Here is a 17,752-nt window from a genome sequence, read left to right as displayed (position 1 = left end):
GGCCGGCACAGGCGTCTCGTCGGCGGCGGCCAGCTCGGCCTGCAGCTCCGCCGCGTCCATCTGCACCGTCGGCACCTCCGTCACGTCCTGCGACAGCGACCACCCCACGCGGGGCGGCTCGTCGGCCGCGCGGCCGGGCACCTCGACCGGCTCGTAGGGGCGGATGGCCGCGGCGAGCGTCGCCTCGTCCACCTCGAAGGCGGGGCCCGTGTCGAGCGACGGCTCGAGCCCGTCGGGGGCGTCGTCGGCGCGCTGCTCGTCGACGACGAGCGCGTCGTCGTCGGGCTGGGCTCCGTCGTCCGGCTGCGCGCCGTCGGCCTGCGGCGCCTCGGGCGCGGGGTGGTCGGCGTCGGCCCGCTCGATGCCCTCGGCGATGAGGGCGTCGAAGTCGTCCGGCCTGGACTGGTCGCTCATGCCGCATATCGTATGCGTGCGGGCAGAGCGGCCCTGCCGGTCGAGCGTCCGGGAGGCCTCCTGCGCACGACTCTTGCGCCACCGCGCAACGGGCCGACCGCGCCAGCGCAGTGAGGAGCAAGAGCATGCCGAGCGTCGCCATCGTCGGCGGGGGCCACAACGGCCTGACCGCCGCCGCCTACCTCGCCCGCGCGGGGGTCCAGGTCACCGTCCTCGAGCGCCTCCACCACCCCGGCGGCGCGGCGGTGTCGGCCGAGGCGTTCCCGGGCCTCGACGCGCGGCTGTCGCGCTACAGCTACCTCGTGAGCCTGCTGCCCGAGCGCATCATCCGCGACCTCGGCCTCGACGTGCGGCTCGCGCGACGCCGCTACTCCTCGTACACGCCGCTGCCGGGCAGCGACCGCGGGCTGCTCGTCGACGCGGGCGACGAGGCCGCCACGCGCGCGTCGTTCGCGGCGCTCGGCGCGGCCGCCGACGCCGACGGGTTCGCGGCGTTCTACGGCCGCACGACGCGGCTCGCCGCATCCCTCTTCCCCACGCTCACCGACCGCCTGCCCACGCGGGAGGCCGCGCGGGCCGCGGCGGGCGCCGACTCGGCGTGGGGCGAGATCGTCGACGCGCCGATCGCCGAGGCGATCGAGGCGGCCGTGCAGCACGACCTGGTGCGCGGCGTCGTCGCCACCGACGCGCTCATCGGCACCTTCGCGGCCCTCGACGACCCGGGCCTCGAGCAGAACCGCTGCCTGCTGTACCACGTGATCGGCGGCGGCACCGGCGACTGGGACGTGCCGATCGGCGGCATGGGCCAGGTCTCGGGCGGCCTCGAGCGCGCGGCGCGCGACGCCGGCGCGACCATCCTCACCGACGTCGAGGTGACGCGCGTCACGCCCGACGGCGAGGTGACGTGGGCCGAGCGCGGCCCGGTGCCGCTCGGCACCGAGCTCACGGCGCAGTTCGACCTCGTGCTCTCGGCCGTCGCCCCGCACGTCCTCGCGGGCCTGCTCGGCGAGGACGGGCCGGAGGGGTGGACGCGCCCCGAGGGCGCCCAGGTCAAGGTGAACATGCTGCTGTCGCGGCTGCCGCGCCTGCGCGAGGGCGTCGCACCGGAGGCCGCGTTCGGCGGCACGTTCCACATCAACGAGGGCTACGAACGCCTCGGCGCCGCCTACCGCGAGGCGGCGTCCGGCCGCATCCCGGATCCGCTGCCGTGCGAGATCTACTGCCACTCGCTCACCGACCCGACGATCCTCGGCGACGACCTGCGCGCCTCCGGGGCCCAGACGCTCACCGTCTTCGGCCTCCACGCGCCCGACCGGCTCGTCGACGCGGAGTCGAACGACCGGATGCGGGCGGAGCTGCTGCAGGCGGTCGTCGCGTCGCTCGACTCGGTGCTCGCCGAGCCCATCGAGCCGCTGCTGCTCGCCGACGGCTCCGGCGCCCCCGCGATCGAGGCGCGCACGACGCTCGACATCGAGCAGGCGCTCGGCATGCCCGGCGGCCACATCTTCCACGGCGACCTGTCGTGGCCGTGGCTCGAGCAGGAGGCCACCTCGGTGGCGGAGGCGTGGGGCGTCGAGACGCCGTTCGCGCGCATCCTCATGGCCGGATCCGGTGCGCGCCGCGGTGGCGCCGTCTCGGGCATCGGCGGCCACAACGCCGCCCACGCGGCGCTCGAGCTGCTGGGGCCCGAGCTGGCCTGAGCGGCCTCAGCCGGCGGCGAGCATCGGGATGACGACCCCGATGAGCGCTGCCGCGAGCGCGAAGCCGCCGAGGATCATGCCACCGAGGCCCGGCTGCCAGCCGCGCTCGACCCCGTGCGCGACGACGAGCCGGCGGGAGCGCAGCGCGATGAAGACCGCGACGACGGAGAGCGGCAGCGCGGCCACCTTGAGGGTCAGGAGCTGCTCGTCGGCGACCGGGAGGGGCGCGAACAGCAGCACGAGCGCGGCGACCGCGAGCCCGAGGCTCACCCAGCCGAGGACGGCGACGCGGCGCTCGACGTCGGGATCAGCGGAGGCCATGCCTCCAGCGTAGGCGCCGGGTGCCCGGAGGATTCCGCGCTCAGCGGTGCGCCGAGTGGACTATCCAGCTGGCCCTCCGCTGCGGCCCGATTCCTCCGGGGAAGCGCCGGCCCTGGGCCGGAGGAATCCGCGCTCAGCGGGCACATGAGCGCACATCGCAGCCATGAGGCCGCTGACGGCCGAATGCTCCGGGGATCCGCCGATTCCCGCCCGGATCAGCACGCCAGCAGGCCGCCGGCTGCGATGTGCGCTCGGCGCTGTGCCCAGGAGCGGATACGGCGCGGCTCCCGCCTCAGCGCGGCGTGCGCCCCGCCCAGTCGGACGGCGCCGCGGCGCGCGTCGGCGGCAGCGCGTTGAGGCGCGCCCAGTCGGCCACGCGCTCGTCGAGCTCCGGCAGCCGCACCTCGATGCCGGCGGCCTCCAGCACCTCCACGAGCCGCGCGACCCGGATCGTGCCGACGCCCTTCTGGATGAAGCGGCCCTGCACGACGCCCCGCGCGTACACCTCGCCGTCGACGACGAACCGCTGCACGAGGTAGACGGCGCGCTCGTCGGCGCCGAGCACCGCCGTCTCGATGTCGAAGCGCTGCCACAGGTCGAGGCTGCGGCGGTAGACCATCGACGACTGCCCGACCACTGCGTAGATGCCCTCGGCCTCGAGCGCCGCCTGCATGCCCGTCCGCACGGTCATGTCGACGCGCGCGAGGTCCATGTACGACGGGTAGCGGCCGTTGTTCATGTGGCCGAGGAGGTCGATGTCGGTCGGCAGCACCCGGAACGGCGTGCGCGCCACCTCGTCGATCGCGAGCGCCGGCTTCCCCGTGCTCTTCACCGTCATCGCCATCAGCCACTGCAGCCACATGTTCACGGCGTCGATCCTGCCGCAGCGCGCCTCCCTGCCGGGCACGCGCTGTCGTCGGCCCACAACGCCCGCCGCCGCCCGGGATGGGACGATGGAGGGATGCAGAAGGTGCTGCTCTTCTACCGCTTCGCGCCGATCGCCGACCCCGAGGCGGTGCGTCTGTGGCAGCACGCGCTCTGCGACTCGCTGGGCCTCACGGGCCGCATCCTCGTCTCGCGCCACGGCATCAACGGCACCCTCGGCGGCGACATGGCCGCGTGCAAGCGCTACGTGCGGGCGACGCGCTCGTACTCCGCGTTCCACGGCATGGACGTCAAGTGGTCGAACGGCACGGGCGCCGAGTTCCCGCGCCTGAGCGTCAAGGCGCGCGACGAGATCGTCTCGTTCGGCGCGCCCGACGAGCTCGAGGTGGATGCGGACGGCGTCGTCGGCGGCGGCCAGCACCTGACCCCGGGCGCGCTGCACCGCCTGCTCGAGGAGCGGCCGGATGCGGTCATGCTCGACGGCCGCAACCGGTTCGAGGCGGAGGTGGGCCGCTTCAAGGACGCGATCGTGCCGGACGTCGACACCACGAAGGACTTCGTGCGCCTGCTCGACGAGGGCGTCTACGACCACCTCAAGGGCACGCCGATCGTCACCTACTGCACGGGCGGCATCCGCTGCGAGGTGCTGTCGTCGCTCATGCGCTCGCGCGGCTTCGAGGACGTCTACCAGCTGGAGGGCGGCATCGTCCGGTACGGCGAGACCTTCGGCAACCGGGGGCTGTGGGAGGGGTCGCTGTACGTCTTCGACGGCCGCGGCACGGTCGACCTCGGCGACGGCGCGACGGTCATGGGCACCTGCCACCGCTGCGGCACGGGCACGAACCGGGTCGCGAACTGCGCCGACCTGTCGTGCCGGCGGCAGCTGACCACCTGCGAGGCCTGCGCGCCCGCGTGCCCGGAGCACGCGGCGCTCGTCGAGGCGGCGGCGCTGCCTGAGGCGCCGACGCGCCGCTGACGCGACCGCGCTCGGCGCACCGGGAGCGCGCGCCGCTACCCTGGCCGCATGGGCGACGGCGACATCCACGGGGGCGGCAGCGCCCCCTCCGGCATCGTCGTGCGGCAGGCGAACGTCGACGACGCCCGCGCCCTGCTGCCGCTGCTCGCCGAGCACCGCGGCGCCGACGAGCCCGACGAGAAGGTCGACCGCTACCGCGAGCGCCTCGAGTCGCTCGTCGAGCACCCCGGGCACCGGATCGTCGTCGCGGAGGCCGACGGCGCCGTGATCGGCTACGCGGCCGCGCAGGACTACGGACCCGCCCCGCACCGCGACTGGTCGATCGCCCGCATGCACGACCTGTGGGTCTCGCCGGCCGCCCGCGGCCGCGGCGCCGGCACGGCGCTGTTCGCCGCGATCCGCGACTGGGCGGAGCAGCACACCCGCATCCGCGTGCTCGAGTGGCAGTCGCTCGACGTCGCGGCCGACTTCTACCGGCGCCTCGGCCTCGCGGGCGAGCGCGTCGACGACGGCGAGCCGCGCGAGCGCTACGAGCTCTCCGTCCACCTGCCCACGAGGAGCTGACCGAGGCCGTCGACGTCGACGGCGCGAGAGGAGGCGTGATGCGCGCGCTGCTGGCCACCGGGGACGCCGCGACGACCGGCGTGACCGACCTCGACGAATCCGCGCTCGACGGCGCCGTGCTCGTCGACGTGACGCACTCGTCGATCAACTACAAGGACGGGCTCGCGATCGGCGGCCGCCCGGGCGTCATCCGCGACTGGCCGAAGGTGCCGGGCATCGATCTCGTCGGCACGGTCGCCGAGGATGCGGCGGGCTGGTCGGCGGGCGAGCGCGTGCTCGTGAACGGCTGGGGCCTCGGGGAGTCGCGCCACGGCGGCCTCGCCGAGCGCGCCCGCGTCGAGCCGCACATGCTCACGCGCATCCCCGCCGGCCTCACCGACGTGCAGGCCGCCGCGGTCGGCACCGCCGGCTACACGGCCGCGCTCGGCGTGCTCGCGCTGCAGGACGCGGGGATGCGCCTCGACGGCGCCGACATCCTCGTCACCGGCGCGGGCGGCGGGGTCGGCTCGATCGCCGTGCAGCTGCTCGCGCGCGCCGGCGCCGAGGTGACGGCGCTCACGGGCCGGGTCGAGCAGCTCGAGCCGTGGCTGCGCTCGCTCGGCGCGGTCGCGGTCGAGCCCCGCTCGAGCCTCGGCGAGGCCGGGCGGCCGCTGCAGTCGGCGCGGTGGGATGCCGTGGCCGACGCCGTGGGCGGCACGATCCTCGCCAACGCGCTCGCGCAGCTGCGGCCGGGCGGCCACGCGACCGCGTGCGGCCTCACGGCGGGCGCGGAGCTGCCGGCGACGGTGCTGCCGTTCATCCTGCGCGGCATCACCCTCCACGGGGTGCACTCGGTCGAGCAGCCGGCGGCGCAGCGCGAGCGCGCGTGGTCGATGCTCGAGGCGAAGCTCGACCTGGCGGCGCTCGACGAGGCGACGGAGGTCGTGGGGCTCGAGGGCGCGGTCGACGCGGCCGAGCGGATCCTCGCGAGCAGCATCCGCGGCCGCGTGGTCGTCGACGTGCGCGGCTGACGGGACCGCGACCGGCTCAGCTCGCGCAGCGCACCTGCTCGGCCGTCTGGCCGACGGCGTCGGGGCCGAGCTCGAGCGGCGACGAGGAGGCGGCGGGATCCTCGGTCGAGGTCCGCGTCGGCGTGGGCGTCGCCTCCGCCGAGCCCGACGGCGCGGCGGTCGCACCCTCGGCGCCCGCCGGCGCCTCGGCCTGCAGCGTCAGCGGCCGATCGTCGCGCAGCGACGCGAAGAGCGCATCCGCCTCGGCCGTGGCCTGCACGCGGTTCCGGTTGGACGGGTAGGCCTCGACCGGCAGCTGCACCATGACGAGCCTGTCGAGGTCGATGTCGGCGAGCGTGCCCGCGAGCGCCACGAGGCTCGTCGGGTCGGCGAGGCCCTCGTCGACCGTGACGGCGCGCGAGGCGGCGTCGGCCAGGCCGTAGAGCGCGGCCGGGTTCGAGAGCGTGCCCGCCGCCTTCACCTTCCGCGCGAGCGAGGCGAGGAACGCCTGCTGCGCCTCGATGCGGCCGAGGTCGCTGCCGTCGCCGAAGCCGTGGCGGGTGCGCAGGAACGCGAGCGCCTGCTCGCCCTCGATCTCGTGCGTGCCGGCGGCCAGCTGGAGGCCGGAGTACGGGTCGTCGACATCCCGGTCGACGCACACCTCGACGCCGCCGATCGCCTCCGTCATGCCGATGACGCCGTCGAAGCCGACGACGATGAAGTGCTCGAGCGGCAGGCCCGTGAGCTCGGCGACGGCGTCGAGCGCGCAGAACGGCCCCTGGTCGAGCAGCCCGTTGATCTGCACCGCCTGCCGCGCCGGCACCGTCCGGCCGTCCTCGGTCGTGCACTCGGGGGCGGCGACCATCGTGTCGCGCGGGATGCTCACGAGGGTCGCGCTCTCGCGGTCCTCGGCCACGTGCAGCAGCATCATGACGTCCGAACGCGCGCCGCCGACGTCGCCGTAGTCGCCGCTCACCTGCCCGTCGCGGGTGTCGGATCCCATGATGAGCAGGTTCACCGCGCCGTGCCAGTCGGGACCGTCCGTGTCGCCGAGCGCCTCGGTCGGCGCGCCGGGCCGGGCGACGGCGTTCTCGTCGATGTTCTGCACGACCCGCAGCGAGACGACCGCGGCGAAGGCGATGCCCGCCACGAGCACGATCGCGAGCGCCCCGCCGAGCGCGGCGACCGCGCGGCGCCGCACGTACGTGGCGCGCGAGGCGCGGTGCCGCCCGCGCCGGCCGGCACCGTCCTCGGGAGCCGGGACGAAGGTCGCGCGACGGGCGCCGCGGGGCGCGCGGCCGTAGGGCTGCGGGGGCTGCTGCATGGGTGGATCGGTCCCTAGGTGGTCTCGGGCAGGGTGTGGGGCCGCCGGGCTGCGCCGCCACCCGGGGCGAGGCGCAGGAGCCGCAGGGTCGCGGCGAGGAAGGCCTCGACGAGCGCGACGAGCGCCGCTGCGCCGGCCACGAGCGTCCATCCTCCCCGAGCATCCCCCTCGGGCGCGAACCCGTGGGCGATGCCGGCCACCGCGGCGGCCACGAGGGCGGCCGCCATGAGGCCGGTCTCGGCCAGCCGGTGGAAGCGCGCCCGGGCGGGCGCGTGCGGCGCGCGCCAGGCGGTCGCCGCGGCGGTCGCTGCGAGCACGAGCAGCAGCGAGCCGAGCACGTCGCTCGGGCGGTGCCAGCCGTCGCGCACGAGCTGCACGGCGACCGCGGGCAGCACGAGGGCCGCCGCGATCGCCGTGACCGGTCGCGCGGCCGCGGGCAGGACCACGAGCAGCGCGACCGCGACGCCGGCGAAGGCGATCATGTGGCCGCTCGGGAACGAGTTCGCGCCGCCCGCGACCTCGGGGCGCGGGAGCACGAGCTTCAGCAGGCGTCCGATGACGCTGCCGCCGACGACGATCGCGACGCCGACGATCGCGAGATCGCCGCGGCGGCGCGCGAGCGCGATCGTCGCGACGGCGGCGCACGCGAGCAGCAGGCTCGCCACGCTCACGGCGGTCAGGAGCGGCGAGTCGGTGGCGTAGCCGGCCGCGTCGAGCACCGCGCCGTCGAGGGCGCGGCCGCCGCCGGTGTGCACGGCGAGCGCGTAGACGACCAGCACCGCGAGCCCCGCCCCGACCGCGACTGCGGTGCGGGCGGTGCGGCCGACCCGCGCGTGGGCGCTCGGCCTCACAGCGGCAGCACCGCGATCGCCACGAGGAAGTAGACGACGAGACCGGTCGCGTCGCAGAAGGTGGTGATGAACGGCGTCGACAGCACGGCGGGGTCGACGCGGCAGGCGCGCGCGGCGAGCGGCACGACGCCGCCCACCGTCGCCGCGATCGGGCAGTTGAGGGCGAGCGCGATCGCCAGCACGGCGCCGATGTGCCAGCCGTAGACCAGCGAGGCGATCGCGAAGGCGAGCAGCGCGAGCCCGAGCCCGAGCAGCAGGCCCGTGCGCACCTCCTTGCCCGCGACCCGGAGCACGTCGCGCGGCTGCACGTCGCCCACCGCGAGCGCCCGCGTCACCGTCGTGGCGGCCTGCGAGCCGGTGTTGCCGCCGATGCCCGTGAGCAGGGGGATGAACAGCGCCAGCGCCACCTGCTGCTCGAGGGTCGCCTCGAAGAGCTCGAGCACGTGCACCGTGAGCACGGCCGAGACCGCGAGCACGAGCAGCCAGACGATCCGGGACCGCGTGAGCGTGCGCACGGGCGTGAGCAGGTAGGGGCGGCGCAGCGGCTCGCTGCCGCCCGATCGGGCCTGGTCCTCGGCCACCGCGTCGCGGTCGATGCGGGCGGCGTCGGCGATGGGCAGCACGCCCACGAGCCGGCGCTCGGCGTCGAGCACGGGCACGAGGAGCGCCCCGCGGTCGAGCGCGAGGCGCGCGACGCGCTCGGCGTCGTCGGAGGTGGTGGCGACCACGGGCGCCGCCGCGGCGACGGAACGGGTGGGTGCGGCCGGATCGGCGCGCAGCAGCGCGTGCGCGTCGCTCAGGCCCACGAGCACGCGGTCGTCCTCGAGCACCGGGACCGCCGCGCCGACGTCGGCGGTCGCGCGCAGCGCGGCGAGCGAGGCGTCGACGCTGTCGTCGGCGAGCAGCCGCACCGTGGTCGGCTCCATCCGGCGGCCCACCGACCCCGCCGGGTAGCCGAGCACCGCCATCACCGGCTCGAGCCGCTCGTCGTCGATCGTCGCGATCAGCCTGCGAGCGATGGTCGCCGGCAGCTCGTCGAGGAGGCGTGCCTGCTCGTCGGCGTCGAGCCCCCGGAACGCGGCCGCCACCTCCTCGTGCCCCAGCACGGCCACGAGGTCGGTGCGCGACCGCGCGTCGAGCCGGTCGAGCACCTCGACGGCCGCCTGCTTCCCGAGCAGCCGGAAGACGACCGCGGCATCCGTCGTCGCGAGCTCGTCGAGGAGCGCGAGCACCTCGTCGACGCGCGCCTCGCGGAGCCCCTCCGCGACGGGTCGGAGGTCCCGCTCCTGCACGTGCGCGCGCACGGCGGCGGCGTCGAGCGGCATGGGTCTCCTCCGTCCGAGCGGGTCGGGCGCTGCGGCCTAGGCGGTCTCCCCGACCCCGCGCAGCTCCCACGCGGTCGAGCCCGCGGCCAGGGCCACCGTCGAGACGGAGCAGTTGGGCAGGATCACGTCGGGCGTCACCTCGGGCACGAGCTGGCGCAGCAGGGAGGTGATGAAGCCGCCGTGCGAGACGACGAGCACCTGCGCCTCGTGCTCGCCCGGCAGCGCCGCGGCGGCCTTCACGACGTGTGCGAGGGCGGCGTCGGCGCGCAGCACGATCGCCGCGGCCTGCTCGGCCTGGCCCGAGACGTCCGACTGGGCGACGGCGTCGAACAGCCCGCGCCAGCCGATGCGGTCGGCGATCGAGCGGAGCGCCGTGAGCTCGCGGTCGACCTCGAGGCCGTGCGCCGCGATCACCTCGCTCCACACCTCGAACGAGGGCCGCTCCTCATGGCCGCCGAAGTTCCACTCGCGGAGCGACTCGAGGTGCTCGAGCGGCGGCTGGGGGTCGAGCTCGGCGAGGATGCCGGCCATGGTCGTGCGGGTGCGCTGCAGGTCGGACGAGAACGCGAGGTCGAACCGCTGGGCCGCGAGGTGCCGCGCGACGGCGGCGATCTGCTCGGTGCCGCGCTCCGTGATGGGCGAGTCGGACCAGCCCTGCATCACGTGCTGCGTGTTGTAGACGGTCTCGGCGTGCCGGACGATGCGCAGCACGAGCCCGCGGCCGCCCGCGAGCGCCGCGAGCTCCTCAGGGCTCCGCTGCACCTCCTCGTCGGCGTCACGGCGGCCCGTCGTGCCCGTCGTGTCCGTCGTGCCGGTCGCGTCGGTCATCGCTTCCCCATCCGGTCGAGCATCTCGTTGTAGGCGGCGAGCTCGGCCCCGCCGTCGCGGTCGGCCGCGCGGTCGATGCGCACCCGCTCCCGCTTGTCGCTGCGGGCCCACAGCACCACCGTGGTGATGGCGAGCACGATCGTCGGGATCTCGCCGATCGACCAGGCGATGCCGCCGCCCACCTGCTGGTCGTGCAGCGCGTCGATGCCGTTGCCCATCGCGCCGAACCAGTCGGCGACGAGCAGCGTCTCGCCCGTCATGAGCGTGAGGCCGAAGAACGCGTGGAACACCATCGCGCCCAGCAGCAGCACGATGCGCAGCGCGTACGGCGGTCGCGCGGGGCCGGGGTCGATGCCGATGATCGCCTGCACGAACAGGTACCCGGATCCGACGAAGTGCACGACCATCCACACGTGCCCGAGGTGGTCGCGCATCGACCACTCGAACAGCGGCGTGTAGTAGAAGACCCACAGGCTGACGACGAAGATGCCGGCGGCGACGAGCGGGTGCCCGACCGCCTGCAGGTACTTCGAGTGCACGATCGCGAGCAGCCACTCGCGGCCGCCGCGCGTGCCGTCCTTGCGCTTGGCGATCGCGCGCATCGCGAGCGTGATGGGCGCGCCCGGCACGAGCAGCACCGGCACGGCCATGCCCAGCAGCATGTGCACGAGCATGTGCAGCGAGAACTGGTGCTCCTGGTACTCGTTGAGCGCGCCGCTCGTGCACCAGGCGAGCAGCAGCACGCCCGCCGTCCACGAGGCGGTGCGGCCGATGGGCCAGCGGTCGCCGCGGCGCGCGAGGCGCACGACGGCGGCGAGGTAGAAGAACAGCAGCATCGCCGAGATCGCGAGCCACAGCGGGTCGACGTTCCAGGTGTCGAGCAGGCGCGCGGGCTCGAACGGCGGCGGCAGCGGGCTGCCGGTGAGGATCTCGGAGGGGGTGGATCCGGCCCCCGGCACGACCTCCTGCACCGGCGTGGGTGTGCGGGCGAGGCCCGCGGCGACGCCGGCGGTGACGCCCATGACGACGAGCTCGGCGGCGAGGAGGGCGGCGAGCGCGCGCCCCGGCACCCGCTCGCCCGCGGCCCGGAGCGGGCCGATGACGCGCAGCCGCTGCCAGGCGCCGAAGCCGCCGAGCACGACGAGCAGCGCCGTCTTCGCGATGGCGAGCACCGCGTAGGGGCTCCCCCAGTCGTCGCCGATGCGGATGAGGGCCGAGACGATGCCGCTGAAGGCGACGACGGCGAAGCTGACGATCGCGAGCGACGAGTAGCGCGCCAGGAGCGCGGGGCCGTCGACGTCGCCGTCGCGGCGGCCGGCGAGCAGCGCGACGTGCGCGAGGCCGCCGAGCCAGATGCAGACGAAGACGAGGTGCAGGAAGAGCGACGAGACCGCGAGCGTGTGGTTGTCGGTGCCGCCCGCGTGCCCGCCGGAGGCGATGAGCCAGAACGGCACCGCCCAGAGCGCCACGACCCAGGCGGCCGCGGCCGCGCTGCGCGCGACGAGCAGCACGACCGTGAGGAGCGCGAGCGAGAGCAGCGTGCCGAGCAGCAGGCGGCCGGTCTCGATCTCGACGAAGAACAGCTGCAGGAGGCCGCCGAACTGGTCATCGGCGCTCACCGGGTTCGTGACGACGGTGCGGAAGGCGCCGAACGCGACGAACGCGTGCGCGACCGCGGCCACGCCGGTGGCGGAGGCTGCGAGGTCGAGCGTGCGCTGCCAGTCGCGGCCGTCGGGCCGCAGCGCGAAGCAGGCGAGCACGAGGCCGCCGAACGCGACGGCGATCGCGAGGTTGCGGAGCATCGTGGCGACCGGGATGCCGTAGCGGACGACGGCTCCGGGATCCTCGATGAGGGGCGCCTCGGCGCCGCCGCCGTAGGCGAGCGCCGCCCACAGCGCAGCCAGCCCCGCGAGGACCGCGAGTGCCGGCCCGAGGAGTCGAAGGCGCTGCACCGTCCCAGGGTAGTCGGGGCTGCTATGTGCGATGGAGCTTGGAGCGGAGGTCTCGAGACGCCGCCGGCGCCGCCGGCCGCTCCCCGACCAGCGGCGAGCACGCACGAGGGGCCCCGCCGTCCGGCGGGGCCCCTCGTGGCTGCGGGTGCGGTCGTTACTTGACGGCAGCCTTGAGCTTCGAGCCGGCCGTCAGCTTGACGCGGTGGCCCGCGGCGATCTGGATCTCGGCGCCCGTCTGCGGGTTGCGGCCCGTGCGGGCAGCCGTCTCGGTGCGCTCGGCCGTGAAGAAGCCGGGGATCGAGACCTTGTCGCCCGCGGCGACGGCCGAGGAGACCTCGGCGAAGAGCTCGTCGAGCACAGCGGTGACCTTGGCCTGCGAGAGGTCGGTCGACGCCGCGATCTTCGAGGCGAGGGTGGTCTTGTTGATGGTCTCAGCCATGGTGTCCTCCTGATGGTGGCATGTCCGGCCCGCCAGGAGGCGGGCATCAGCCGGTGCCGCTCAGGGGGCTCCGGCCACCCCCGACCGTAGCCGCGACGGACCGGGAGCACCGCCGGAACACCCCGACACGCCGATGATTCCGCGGATTTCGAGGTTTGCGGACGCTGTTGCTCGCCATCCGCGAACGGATCGGTCCGCTCAGGCGCCCGTCGTCGTGCCCGCGCGGCGCACCAGCAGGTGCTCGATCCTGGCCTGCCGGCGCCGCTCGAGCAGCGGCAGGAAGACGCCGATGAGCGGCCCGATGCCGAACGCGAACACCACCGTGCCGACGCCCACGGGACCGCCGAGCAGCCATCCCACGAGCAGCGCCGTGCCCTCGATGAGCGTGCGCACGATCCACACCGGCCAGCCCGTCACGCGCCGCAGCCCCGTCATGAGCCCGTCGCGCGGACCCGGCCCGAGGCGCGGCGCGATGTAGACGCCGGTCGCGAAGGCGAGCAGCAGCATCGCGCCCGCGAGCAGGAGGATCTGCTGCCACAGCGCCGTCGCCTCCGGGATGAGCCACAGGCCGAGGTCGGCGGCCGGGCCGACGAGCAGCGCGTTCGCGAGCGTGCCGATGCCCGGCCGCTGCCGCAGCGGGATCCACAGGAGCAGCACGATGCCCGAGACGACGACGGTCGCGGTGCCGTACGTCATCGGCAGGTGCACGGCGAGGCCGAGCGAGAAGACGTCCCACGGCCCGACGCCGAGGTCGGCGCGGATGAGCAGCGCGAGCGAGAGCCCGTAGAGGCCCAGGCCGACGAGCAGCTGCGCGACGCGGGCGGCCGTGTCGGCACGGCCCAGCGAGTCGATCGGCAGCAGGAGTCGGCGGATGCGGTGCATGGAACCCATCAGACACCCGCCCGCATGCCGCCACCACGGACCACTCGATCCGAAGTGGCTCGCGATCACCGGTCCACTCGGCATGCCTCGTGCGCCATGCTGGTGCCATGGCATCCCGGCTCGGCACGCAGCTCGGCGAGTGGCAGGCGACGGGCGGCGTCGCCCAGGCGCTCGCCGACCGCATCCGCATGCTCCTGCTCGACGGCCGCATCACGGTCGGCGAGCGCCTCCCGAGCGAGCGCGCGCTCGCCGCCGAGCTGGGCCGTTCGCGCGCCACCGTCGCGCGCGCCTACGAGCTGCTCGAGGCGGCCGGCTACGCCGAGCGCGTCCACGGCTCCGGCACGCGCGCCGCGCTGCCCGCGCAGCGGCTGCCGCGCGCCGCGGCCGTCGACGGCGACGTCATCGACCTCACCATCGCCTCCGTCGGCTCCGCCCCCGGCATGCACGCCGCGACGGTGCGGGCGCTCGACCGCCTGGCGCCGCTGCTCGGCACGCCCGGCTACTCCCTCCAGGGCCTGCCGGAGCTGCGCGAGCGCATCGCCGCCCGCTACCGCGAGCGCGGCCTGCCCACCGATCCGGAGCAGATCATCGTCACGAGCGGCGCCATGCACGCCCTCGCGATCGTGCTCGCCGCGCTCGGCGAGCGCGGCCGCCCCGCCGTCGTCGAGCAGCCGACGTTCGCGCACGCGATGGAGGCGCTGCGCCGCACCGGCCACCGCCTGCTGCCGACGCCCGTGACCCCCGAGGGCTGGGACTCGGCGCACCTCGTCGACACCATCCGGCAGCAGCGGCCGGCGCTCGCGTACCTCGTCGCCGACTTCCACAACCCGACGGGCGCGACGATGCCCGAGCTCGAGCGCGCCCGCGTCGCGGCCGTCGCCCGCTCCGTCGGCACCGTGCTCGTGGTCGACGAGACGTGCGCCGAGCTCGACATCGACCGCGGCTGGACGCCCCGGCCGTTCGCCGCGCACGGGCCCGCGGTGCTCATCGGCTCCATGTCGAAGATCGCCTGGGGCGGCCTCCGCATCGGGTGGATCCGCGCGAGCCGCGAGCACGTCGACCGGATGCTGTCTGTGCGGCCGTCGCTCGACCTCGGCACCGCGGTGCTCGAGCAGTGCATCGCGATCGAGCTCCACGACGACATGGAGGGGCTGCTGTCGCACGCCCGTCGCCGCCTGCGGATCGGCCGCGCCGCGGTCGCCGACGGGCTCGCCACGCACCTGCCGGAGGTCGCGATGCCCGCCGTGCCGGGCGGCCTCGCCGCGTGGGTCGACCTCGGCGGGCCCTGGTCGACGTCGCTGTCGCTCGCCGCGCGCGACCGGGGGCTGCTGCTGCCGCCGGGGCCGCGCTTCTCGGCGTCCGGCGTGCTCGACCGCTACGCCCGCATCCCGATGACGTGGGAGCCGGAGCTCACGGCCGCCGCGATGGCCCGGCTGGGTGCCGCGTGGCGCGCCCTGCGCGCGGGCGAGCGCTCGCGCCACGAGCGCCTGCACGACGCCGCGGTCGTGTAGCGGGTACCACGTCCCTGGCGAGCGCTCCTGGGGAGGCCCTGCCAGTCCCCCGGGCAGCCTTGACGACGGATGCGCGAGCGGCTTCCGTGGGAATCATGCCCGTCCTCGGATTCCACGCGTCCCACGAGCAGCTGCCGCCGAGCCGCCTGCTCGCCGCCGTGCAGCACGCGGAGGCGGCCGGCTTCGACGCCGCCATGTGCTCCGACCACCTCGCGCCCTGGAGCCTGCGCCAGGCGCACAGCGGCTTCGCCTTCTCCTGGCTCGCCGCCGCCCTCGCCACGACGTCGCTGCGGTTCGGCGTCGTCACCGCGCCCGGCCAGCGCTACCACCCGGTCGTGCACGCGCAGGCCCTCGCGACGCTCGCCGAGATGTTCCCCGGCCGCTTCTGGGCGGCGCTCGGCTCCGGCGAGGCCATGAACGAGCACGTCACCGGCGACACGTGGCCCGAGAAGCCGGTGCGCGAGCGGCGGCTGCGCGAGTGCGTCGACGTCATCCGCCGCCTGCACGCGGGCGAGGAGGTGACGCACGATGGCGAGGTGACGGTGCATCGCGGCCGCGTCTGGTCGCTGCCGGAGCAGCCCCCGCGGCTCCTCGCCGCCGCCACCACCACCGCCTCCGCCGCACGGCACGCCGAGTGGGCGGACGGCCTCATCACCGTCGCGGGCGACGCCGGCTCGCTCGCCGACATCGTCGCCGCCTACCGCGACGCGGGCGGCCGCGGCCCCGTCGCCGGGCAGCTGCACCTGTCGTGGGCGGAGGACGAGGCGGAGGCCCTCCGCATCGCCCGCGAGGAGTGGGCGAACGGGGTGATCACGCCGCCCGAGTCGTGGGACATCGCCTTCCCCGAGGAGTTCGACCGCCGCTCCGCCGGCGCGAGCGAGGAGGACATCCGCCGCGCCGTGCACGTCTCGAGCGACCTCTCGCGCCACACCACCCACATCGCCGGGCTCCTCGCCACCGGCATCGACGAGCTCTACCTCCACCACGTCGGCGAGGAGCAGGCCCCCTGGATCGACGCCTTCGGCGAGCGGGTGCTGCCGTCGCTGCGGGTCGGCGCATGAGCCCGCGGCCCATCGAGTCGGCCGACCGGTGGTGGCGCGGCGCCGTCTTCTACTGCCTCGACGTGCAGGTGTTCCAGGACTCCGACGGCGACGGCGTCGGCGACCTGCAAGGTCTCGTCTCGCGCATCCACGACCTCGCCGACCTCGGCGTGACGTGCCTCTGGCTCATGCCGATGTTCCCCACCGCCGACCGCGACGACGGCTACGACATCACCGACTTCTTCGCCGTCGACCCGCGCCTCGGCACGCTCGGCGACCTCGTGGAGGTGGTGCGCGTCGCCCGCGCCCACGGCATGCGGGTGATCCTCGACTTCGTCATGAACCACACCTCGGCCGAGCACCCGTGGTTCCGCGCCGCCCGCCGCTCGCGCTCCAACCCGCGACGCGACTGGTACGTGTGGCGCGACGAGCCGCCCGCGAATCCCGACCCGCCGGTCTTCCCCGGCGAGGAGGACTCCACCTGGACCCACGACGAGCGCACCGACCAGTGGTACCTCCACCACTTCCGCGCCCACCAGCCCGACCTCAACGTCGCGAACCCGGAGGTGCAGCTGCAGATCGAGCGCAACCTCGGCCTCTGGCTGCAGCTGGGCGTCTCGGGCTTCCGCATCGACGCGGTGCCGTTCCTGTTCGCGAACGCCGAGACCGAGGAGACCGACGTCCGCGGCGCCGCCGAGTACGACGGCGTCGACCACCTGCGCGCCATCCAGCGGTTCGTCACGCGGCGCGCCGGCGAGGCGATGCTGCTCGGAGAGGTCAACCTGCCGCACGAGCAGCAGCTCGCGTGGTTCGAGGCCGAGGGCGAGGCGCAGGGCCTGCACCTGCAGTTCGACTTCGCCACGATGCAGCGGCTCTACCTGTCGCTCGCGCGCCGCGACGCGCGGGCGCTCGCCGAGACGCTGCGGGCGCGCCCGCAGCTGCCGGTCGCGAGCCAGTGGGCCAACTTCGTGCGCAACCACGACGAGCTCACGCTCGACCAGCTCGCGCCCGACGAGCTCGAGGAGGTCTTCGAGGCGTTCGCGCCCGACGAGGGGATGCGCGTGTACGGCCGCGGCATCCGCCGCCGCCTGCCGACGATGCTCGGCGACGAGCGCGCCGTGCGCATGGTCTACACGCTGCTGTTCTCGCTGCCGGGCGTGCCCGTGCTGTTCTACGGCGAGGAGATCGGGATGGGCGAGGCGCTCGAGGTGGAGGGCCGGTACGCGGTGCGCACGCCGATGCAGTGGACCGCCGACGGCGGCTTCTCGACCGCGGCGCCGCGGCGCTGGCCGCGGCCGATGCCCTCCGACGGCTGGGGTCCCGACCGGATTAACGTCGCCGACCAGCGCGACGACCCGCAGTCGCTTTGGCGGCACGTGCAGCGGCTCGCGGGCATGTACCGCGACGAGCCGGAGCTCGCCTGGTCGCGGCTCGAAGTCCTGCCCGTGCGGCAGCGGCCCGTGCTGGCGCACGTCTGCCGCGGCGACGGCTGGACGATGCTCGCGCTCCACAACCTCGGGGATGCGCCGGAGGTCGTCACGCTCACGGTCGACGCCGGCGGCGAGCAGGTGTCGCTGCTCGACCGCTTCGAGGGCACGACCTCGCGCAGCGACGGTGCGCTCGACGTCGAGGTCGCGCCGTACGGCTGGCGGTGGCTGCAGGTGACGCCGGCCGACGCCCGCATCCGCCGCCGCTAGCGGGGCGGCAACGACGAAGGCCCCCGACCGGAGTCGGGGGCCTTCGAGCGAAGC

General features: G+C 75.2%; 16 protein-coding genes. 7 read left to right on the top strand and 9 right to left on the bottom strand.

Annotation, left to right across the window (positions count from 1 at the left end):
• Positions 1-419 precede the first annotated feature (419 nt).
• Positions 420-2,114 (top strand): phytoene desaturase family protein, encoded by a 1,695-nt coding sequence (locus IEW90_RS01070; protein ID WP_268236827.1) that lies wholly within the window; start codon positions 420-422, stop codon positions 2,112-2,114.
• Positions 2,115-2,120: 6 nt separating this feature from the next.
• Here IEW90_RS01070 and IEW90_RS01065 read toward each other — a convergent pair whose 3' ends face one another.
• Together IEW90_RS01065 and IEW90_RS01060 are read right to left on the bottom strand one after the other, a co-directional pair.
• Complete coding sequence (locus IEW90_RS01065; RefSeq protein ID WP_188715127.1) at positions 2,121-2,435, bottom strand: hypothetical protein; 315 nt, start codon at positions 2,433-2,435, stop codon at positions 2,121-2,123.
• A 292-nt stretch (positions 2,436-2,727) separates the two neighbouring features.
• Positions 2,728-3,297 carry an acyl-CoA thioesterase gene (locus tag IEW90_RS01060; RefSeq protein ID WP_229679590.1) on the bottom strand — a complete coding sequence of 190 codons (570 nt, stop codon included), beginning with the start codon at positions 3,295-3,297 and terminating at the stop codon, positions 2,728-2,730.
• Between the two features lie 99 nt (positions 3,298-3,396).
• Between IEW90_RS01060 and trhO the strand changes: the two genes are divergently transcribed.
• Genes trhO through IEW90_RS01045 form a run of 3 tightly spaced genes read left to right on the top strand, consistent with a single transcriptional unit; the run spans position 3,397 to position 5,870 of the window.
• Positions 3,397-4,296 (top strand): oxygen-dependent tRNA uridine(34) hydroxylase TrhO, encoded by a 900-nt coding sequence (gene trhO, locus IEW90_RS01055; RefSeq protein ID WP_188715123.1) that lies wholly within the window; start codon positions 3,397-3,399, stop codon positions 4,294-4,296.
• Positions 4,297-4,344: 48 nt separating this feature from the next.
• The gene (locus IEW90_RS01050) at positions 4,345-4,860 is read left to right on the top strand and encodes a GNAT family N-acetyltransferase (protein ID WP_188715121.1); all 516 of its coding nucleotides are present in this window, start codon (positions 4,345-4,347) and stop codon (positions 4,858-4,860) included.
• Between the two features lie 38 nt (positions 4,861-4,898).
• Entirely contained in the window at positions 4,899-5,870 is a 972-nt protein-coding gene (locus IEW90_RS01045) for an acrylyl-CoA reductase family protein (RefSeq protein ID WP_188715119.1), read from the top strand.
• Between the two features lie 16 nt (positions 5,871-5,886).
• Here the strand turns inward: IEW90_RS01045 and IEW90_RS01040 are convergent, their stop codons facing one another.
• The 7 genes from IEW90_RS01040 to yczE form a co-directional block, all read right to left on the bottom strand.
• Positions 5,887-7,173, bottom strand: coding sequence for an LCP family protein (locus tag IEW90_RS01040; RefSeq protein WP_188715117.1), 1,287 nt, complete (start codon positions 7,171-7,173; stop codon positions 5,887-5,889).
• 14 nt (positions 7,174-7,187) lie between these two features.
• A complete protein-coding gene (locus IEW90_RS01035; RefSeq protein WP_188715115.1) occupies positions 7,188-8,024 on the bottom strand; it encodes a phosphatase PAP2 family protein in 837 nt (278 codons plus the stop codon).
• On the bottom strand, positions 8,021-9,349 hold the full coding sequence (gene mgtE / locus IEW90_RS01030) for a magnesium transporter (RefSeq protein WP_188715113.1): 1,329 nt from the start codon (positions 9,347-9,349) through the stop codon (positions 8,021-8,023). The genes IEW90_RS01035 and mgtE overlap by 4 nt, the downstream gene beginning before the upstream one ends.
• A gap of 36 nt (positions 9,350-9,385) precedes the next feature.
• Positions 9,386-10,177, bottom strand: a complete 792-nt coding sequence (locus IEW90_RS01025) for a histidine phosphatase family protein (protein WP_188715111.1) — start codon at positions 10,175-10,177, stop codon at positions 9,386-9,388.
• Positions 10,174-12,129, bottom strand: coding sequence for a bifunctional copper resistance protein CopD/cytochrome c oxidase assembly protein (locus IEW90_RS01020; protein WP_188715109.1), 1,956 nt, complete (start codon positions 12,127-12,129; stop codon positions 10,174-10,176). Before IEW90_RS01020 ends, IEW90_RS01025 begins: the two co-directional genes overlap by 4 nt.
• 154 nt (positions 12,130-12,283) lie before the next feature.
• Positions 12,284-12,568, bottom strand: a complete 285-nt coding sequence (locus IEW90_RS01015) for an HU family DNA-binding protein (RefSeq protein WP_188715106.1) — start codon at positions 12,566-12,568, stop codon at positions 12,284-12,286.
• 198 nt (positions 12,569-12,766) lie between these two features.
• Positions 12,767-13,450, bottom strand: a complete 684-nt coding sequence (yczE, locus tag IEW90_RS01010; RefSeq protein WP_229679430.1) for a membrane protein YczE — start codon at positions 13,448-13,450, stop codon at positions 12,767-12,769.
• A gap of 107 nt (positions 13,451-13,557) precedes the next feature.
• On the opposite strand from yczE, the gene yczR reads away from it, so the two are divergent.
• From yczR to IEW90_RS00995, 3 genes are all read left to right on the top strand, one after another.
• Complete coding sequence (gene yczR / locus IEW90_RS01005) at positions 13,558-14,961, top strand: MocR-like transcription factor YczR (protein ID WP_188715104.1); 1,404 nt, start codon at positions 13,558-13,560, stop codon at positions 14,959-14,961.
• A 95-nt stretch (positions 14,962-15,056) separates the two neighbouring features.
• Positions 15,057-16,022, top strand: coding sequence for a TIGR03885 family FMN-dependent LLM class oxidoreductase (locus tag IEW90_RS01000; protein ID WP_188715101.1), 966 nt, complete (start codon positions 15,057-15,059; stop codon positions 16,020-16,022).
• Positions 16,019-17,698, top strand: coding sequence for an alpha-amylase family protein (locus IEW90_RS00995; RefSeq protein WP_188715100.1), 1,680 nt, complete (start codon positions 16,019-16,021; stop codon positions 17,696-17,698). The genes IEW90_RS01000 and IEW90_RS00995 overlap by 4 nt, the downstream gene beginning before the upstream one ends.
• Positions 17,699-17,752: the final 54 nt, after the last annotated feature.

Origin of the sequence: Agrococcus terreus, from assembly GCF_014645235.1 — a bacterium.
GTDB lineage: Bacteria > Actinomycetota > Actinomycetes > Actinomycetales > Microbacteriaceae > Agrococcus > Agrococcus terreus.
The sequence above is the reverse complement of the archived record's forward strand: the minus strand, read 5'-3'. Positions and strand labels throughout refer to the sequence as shown.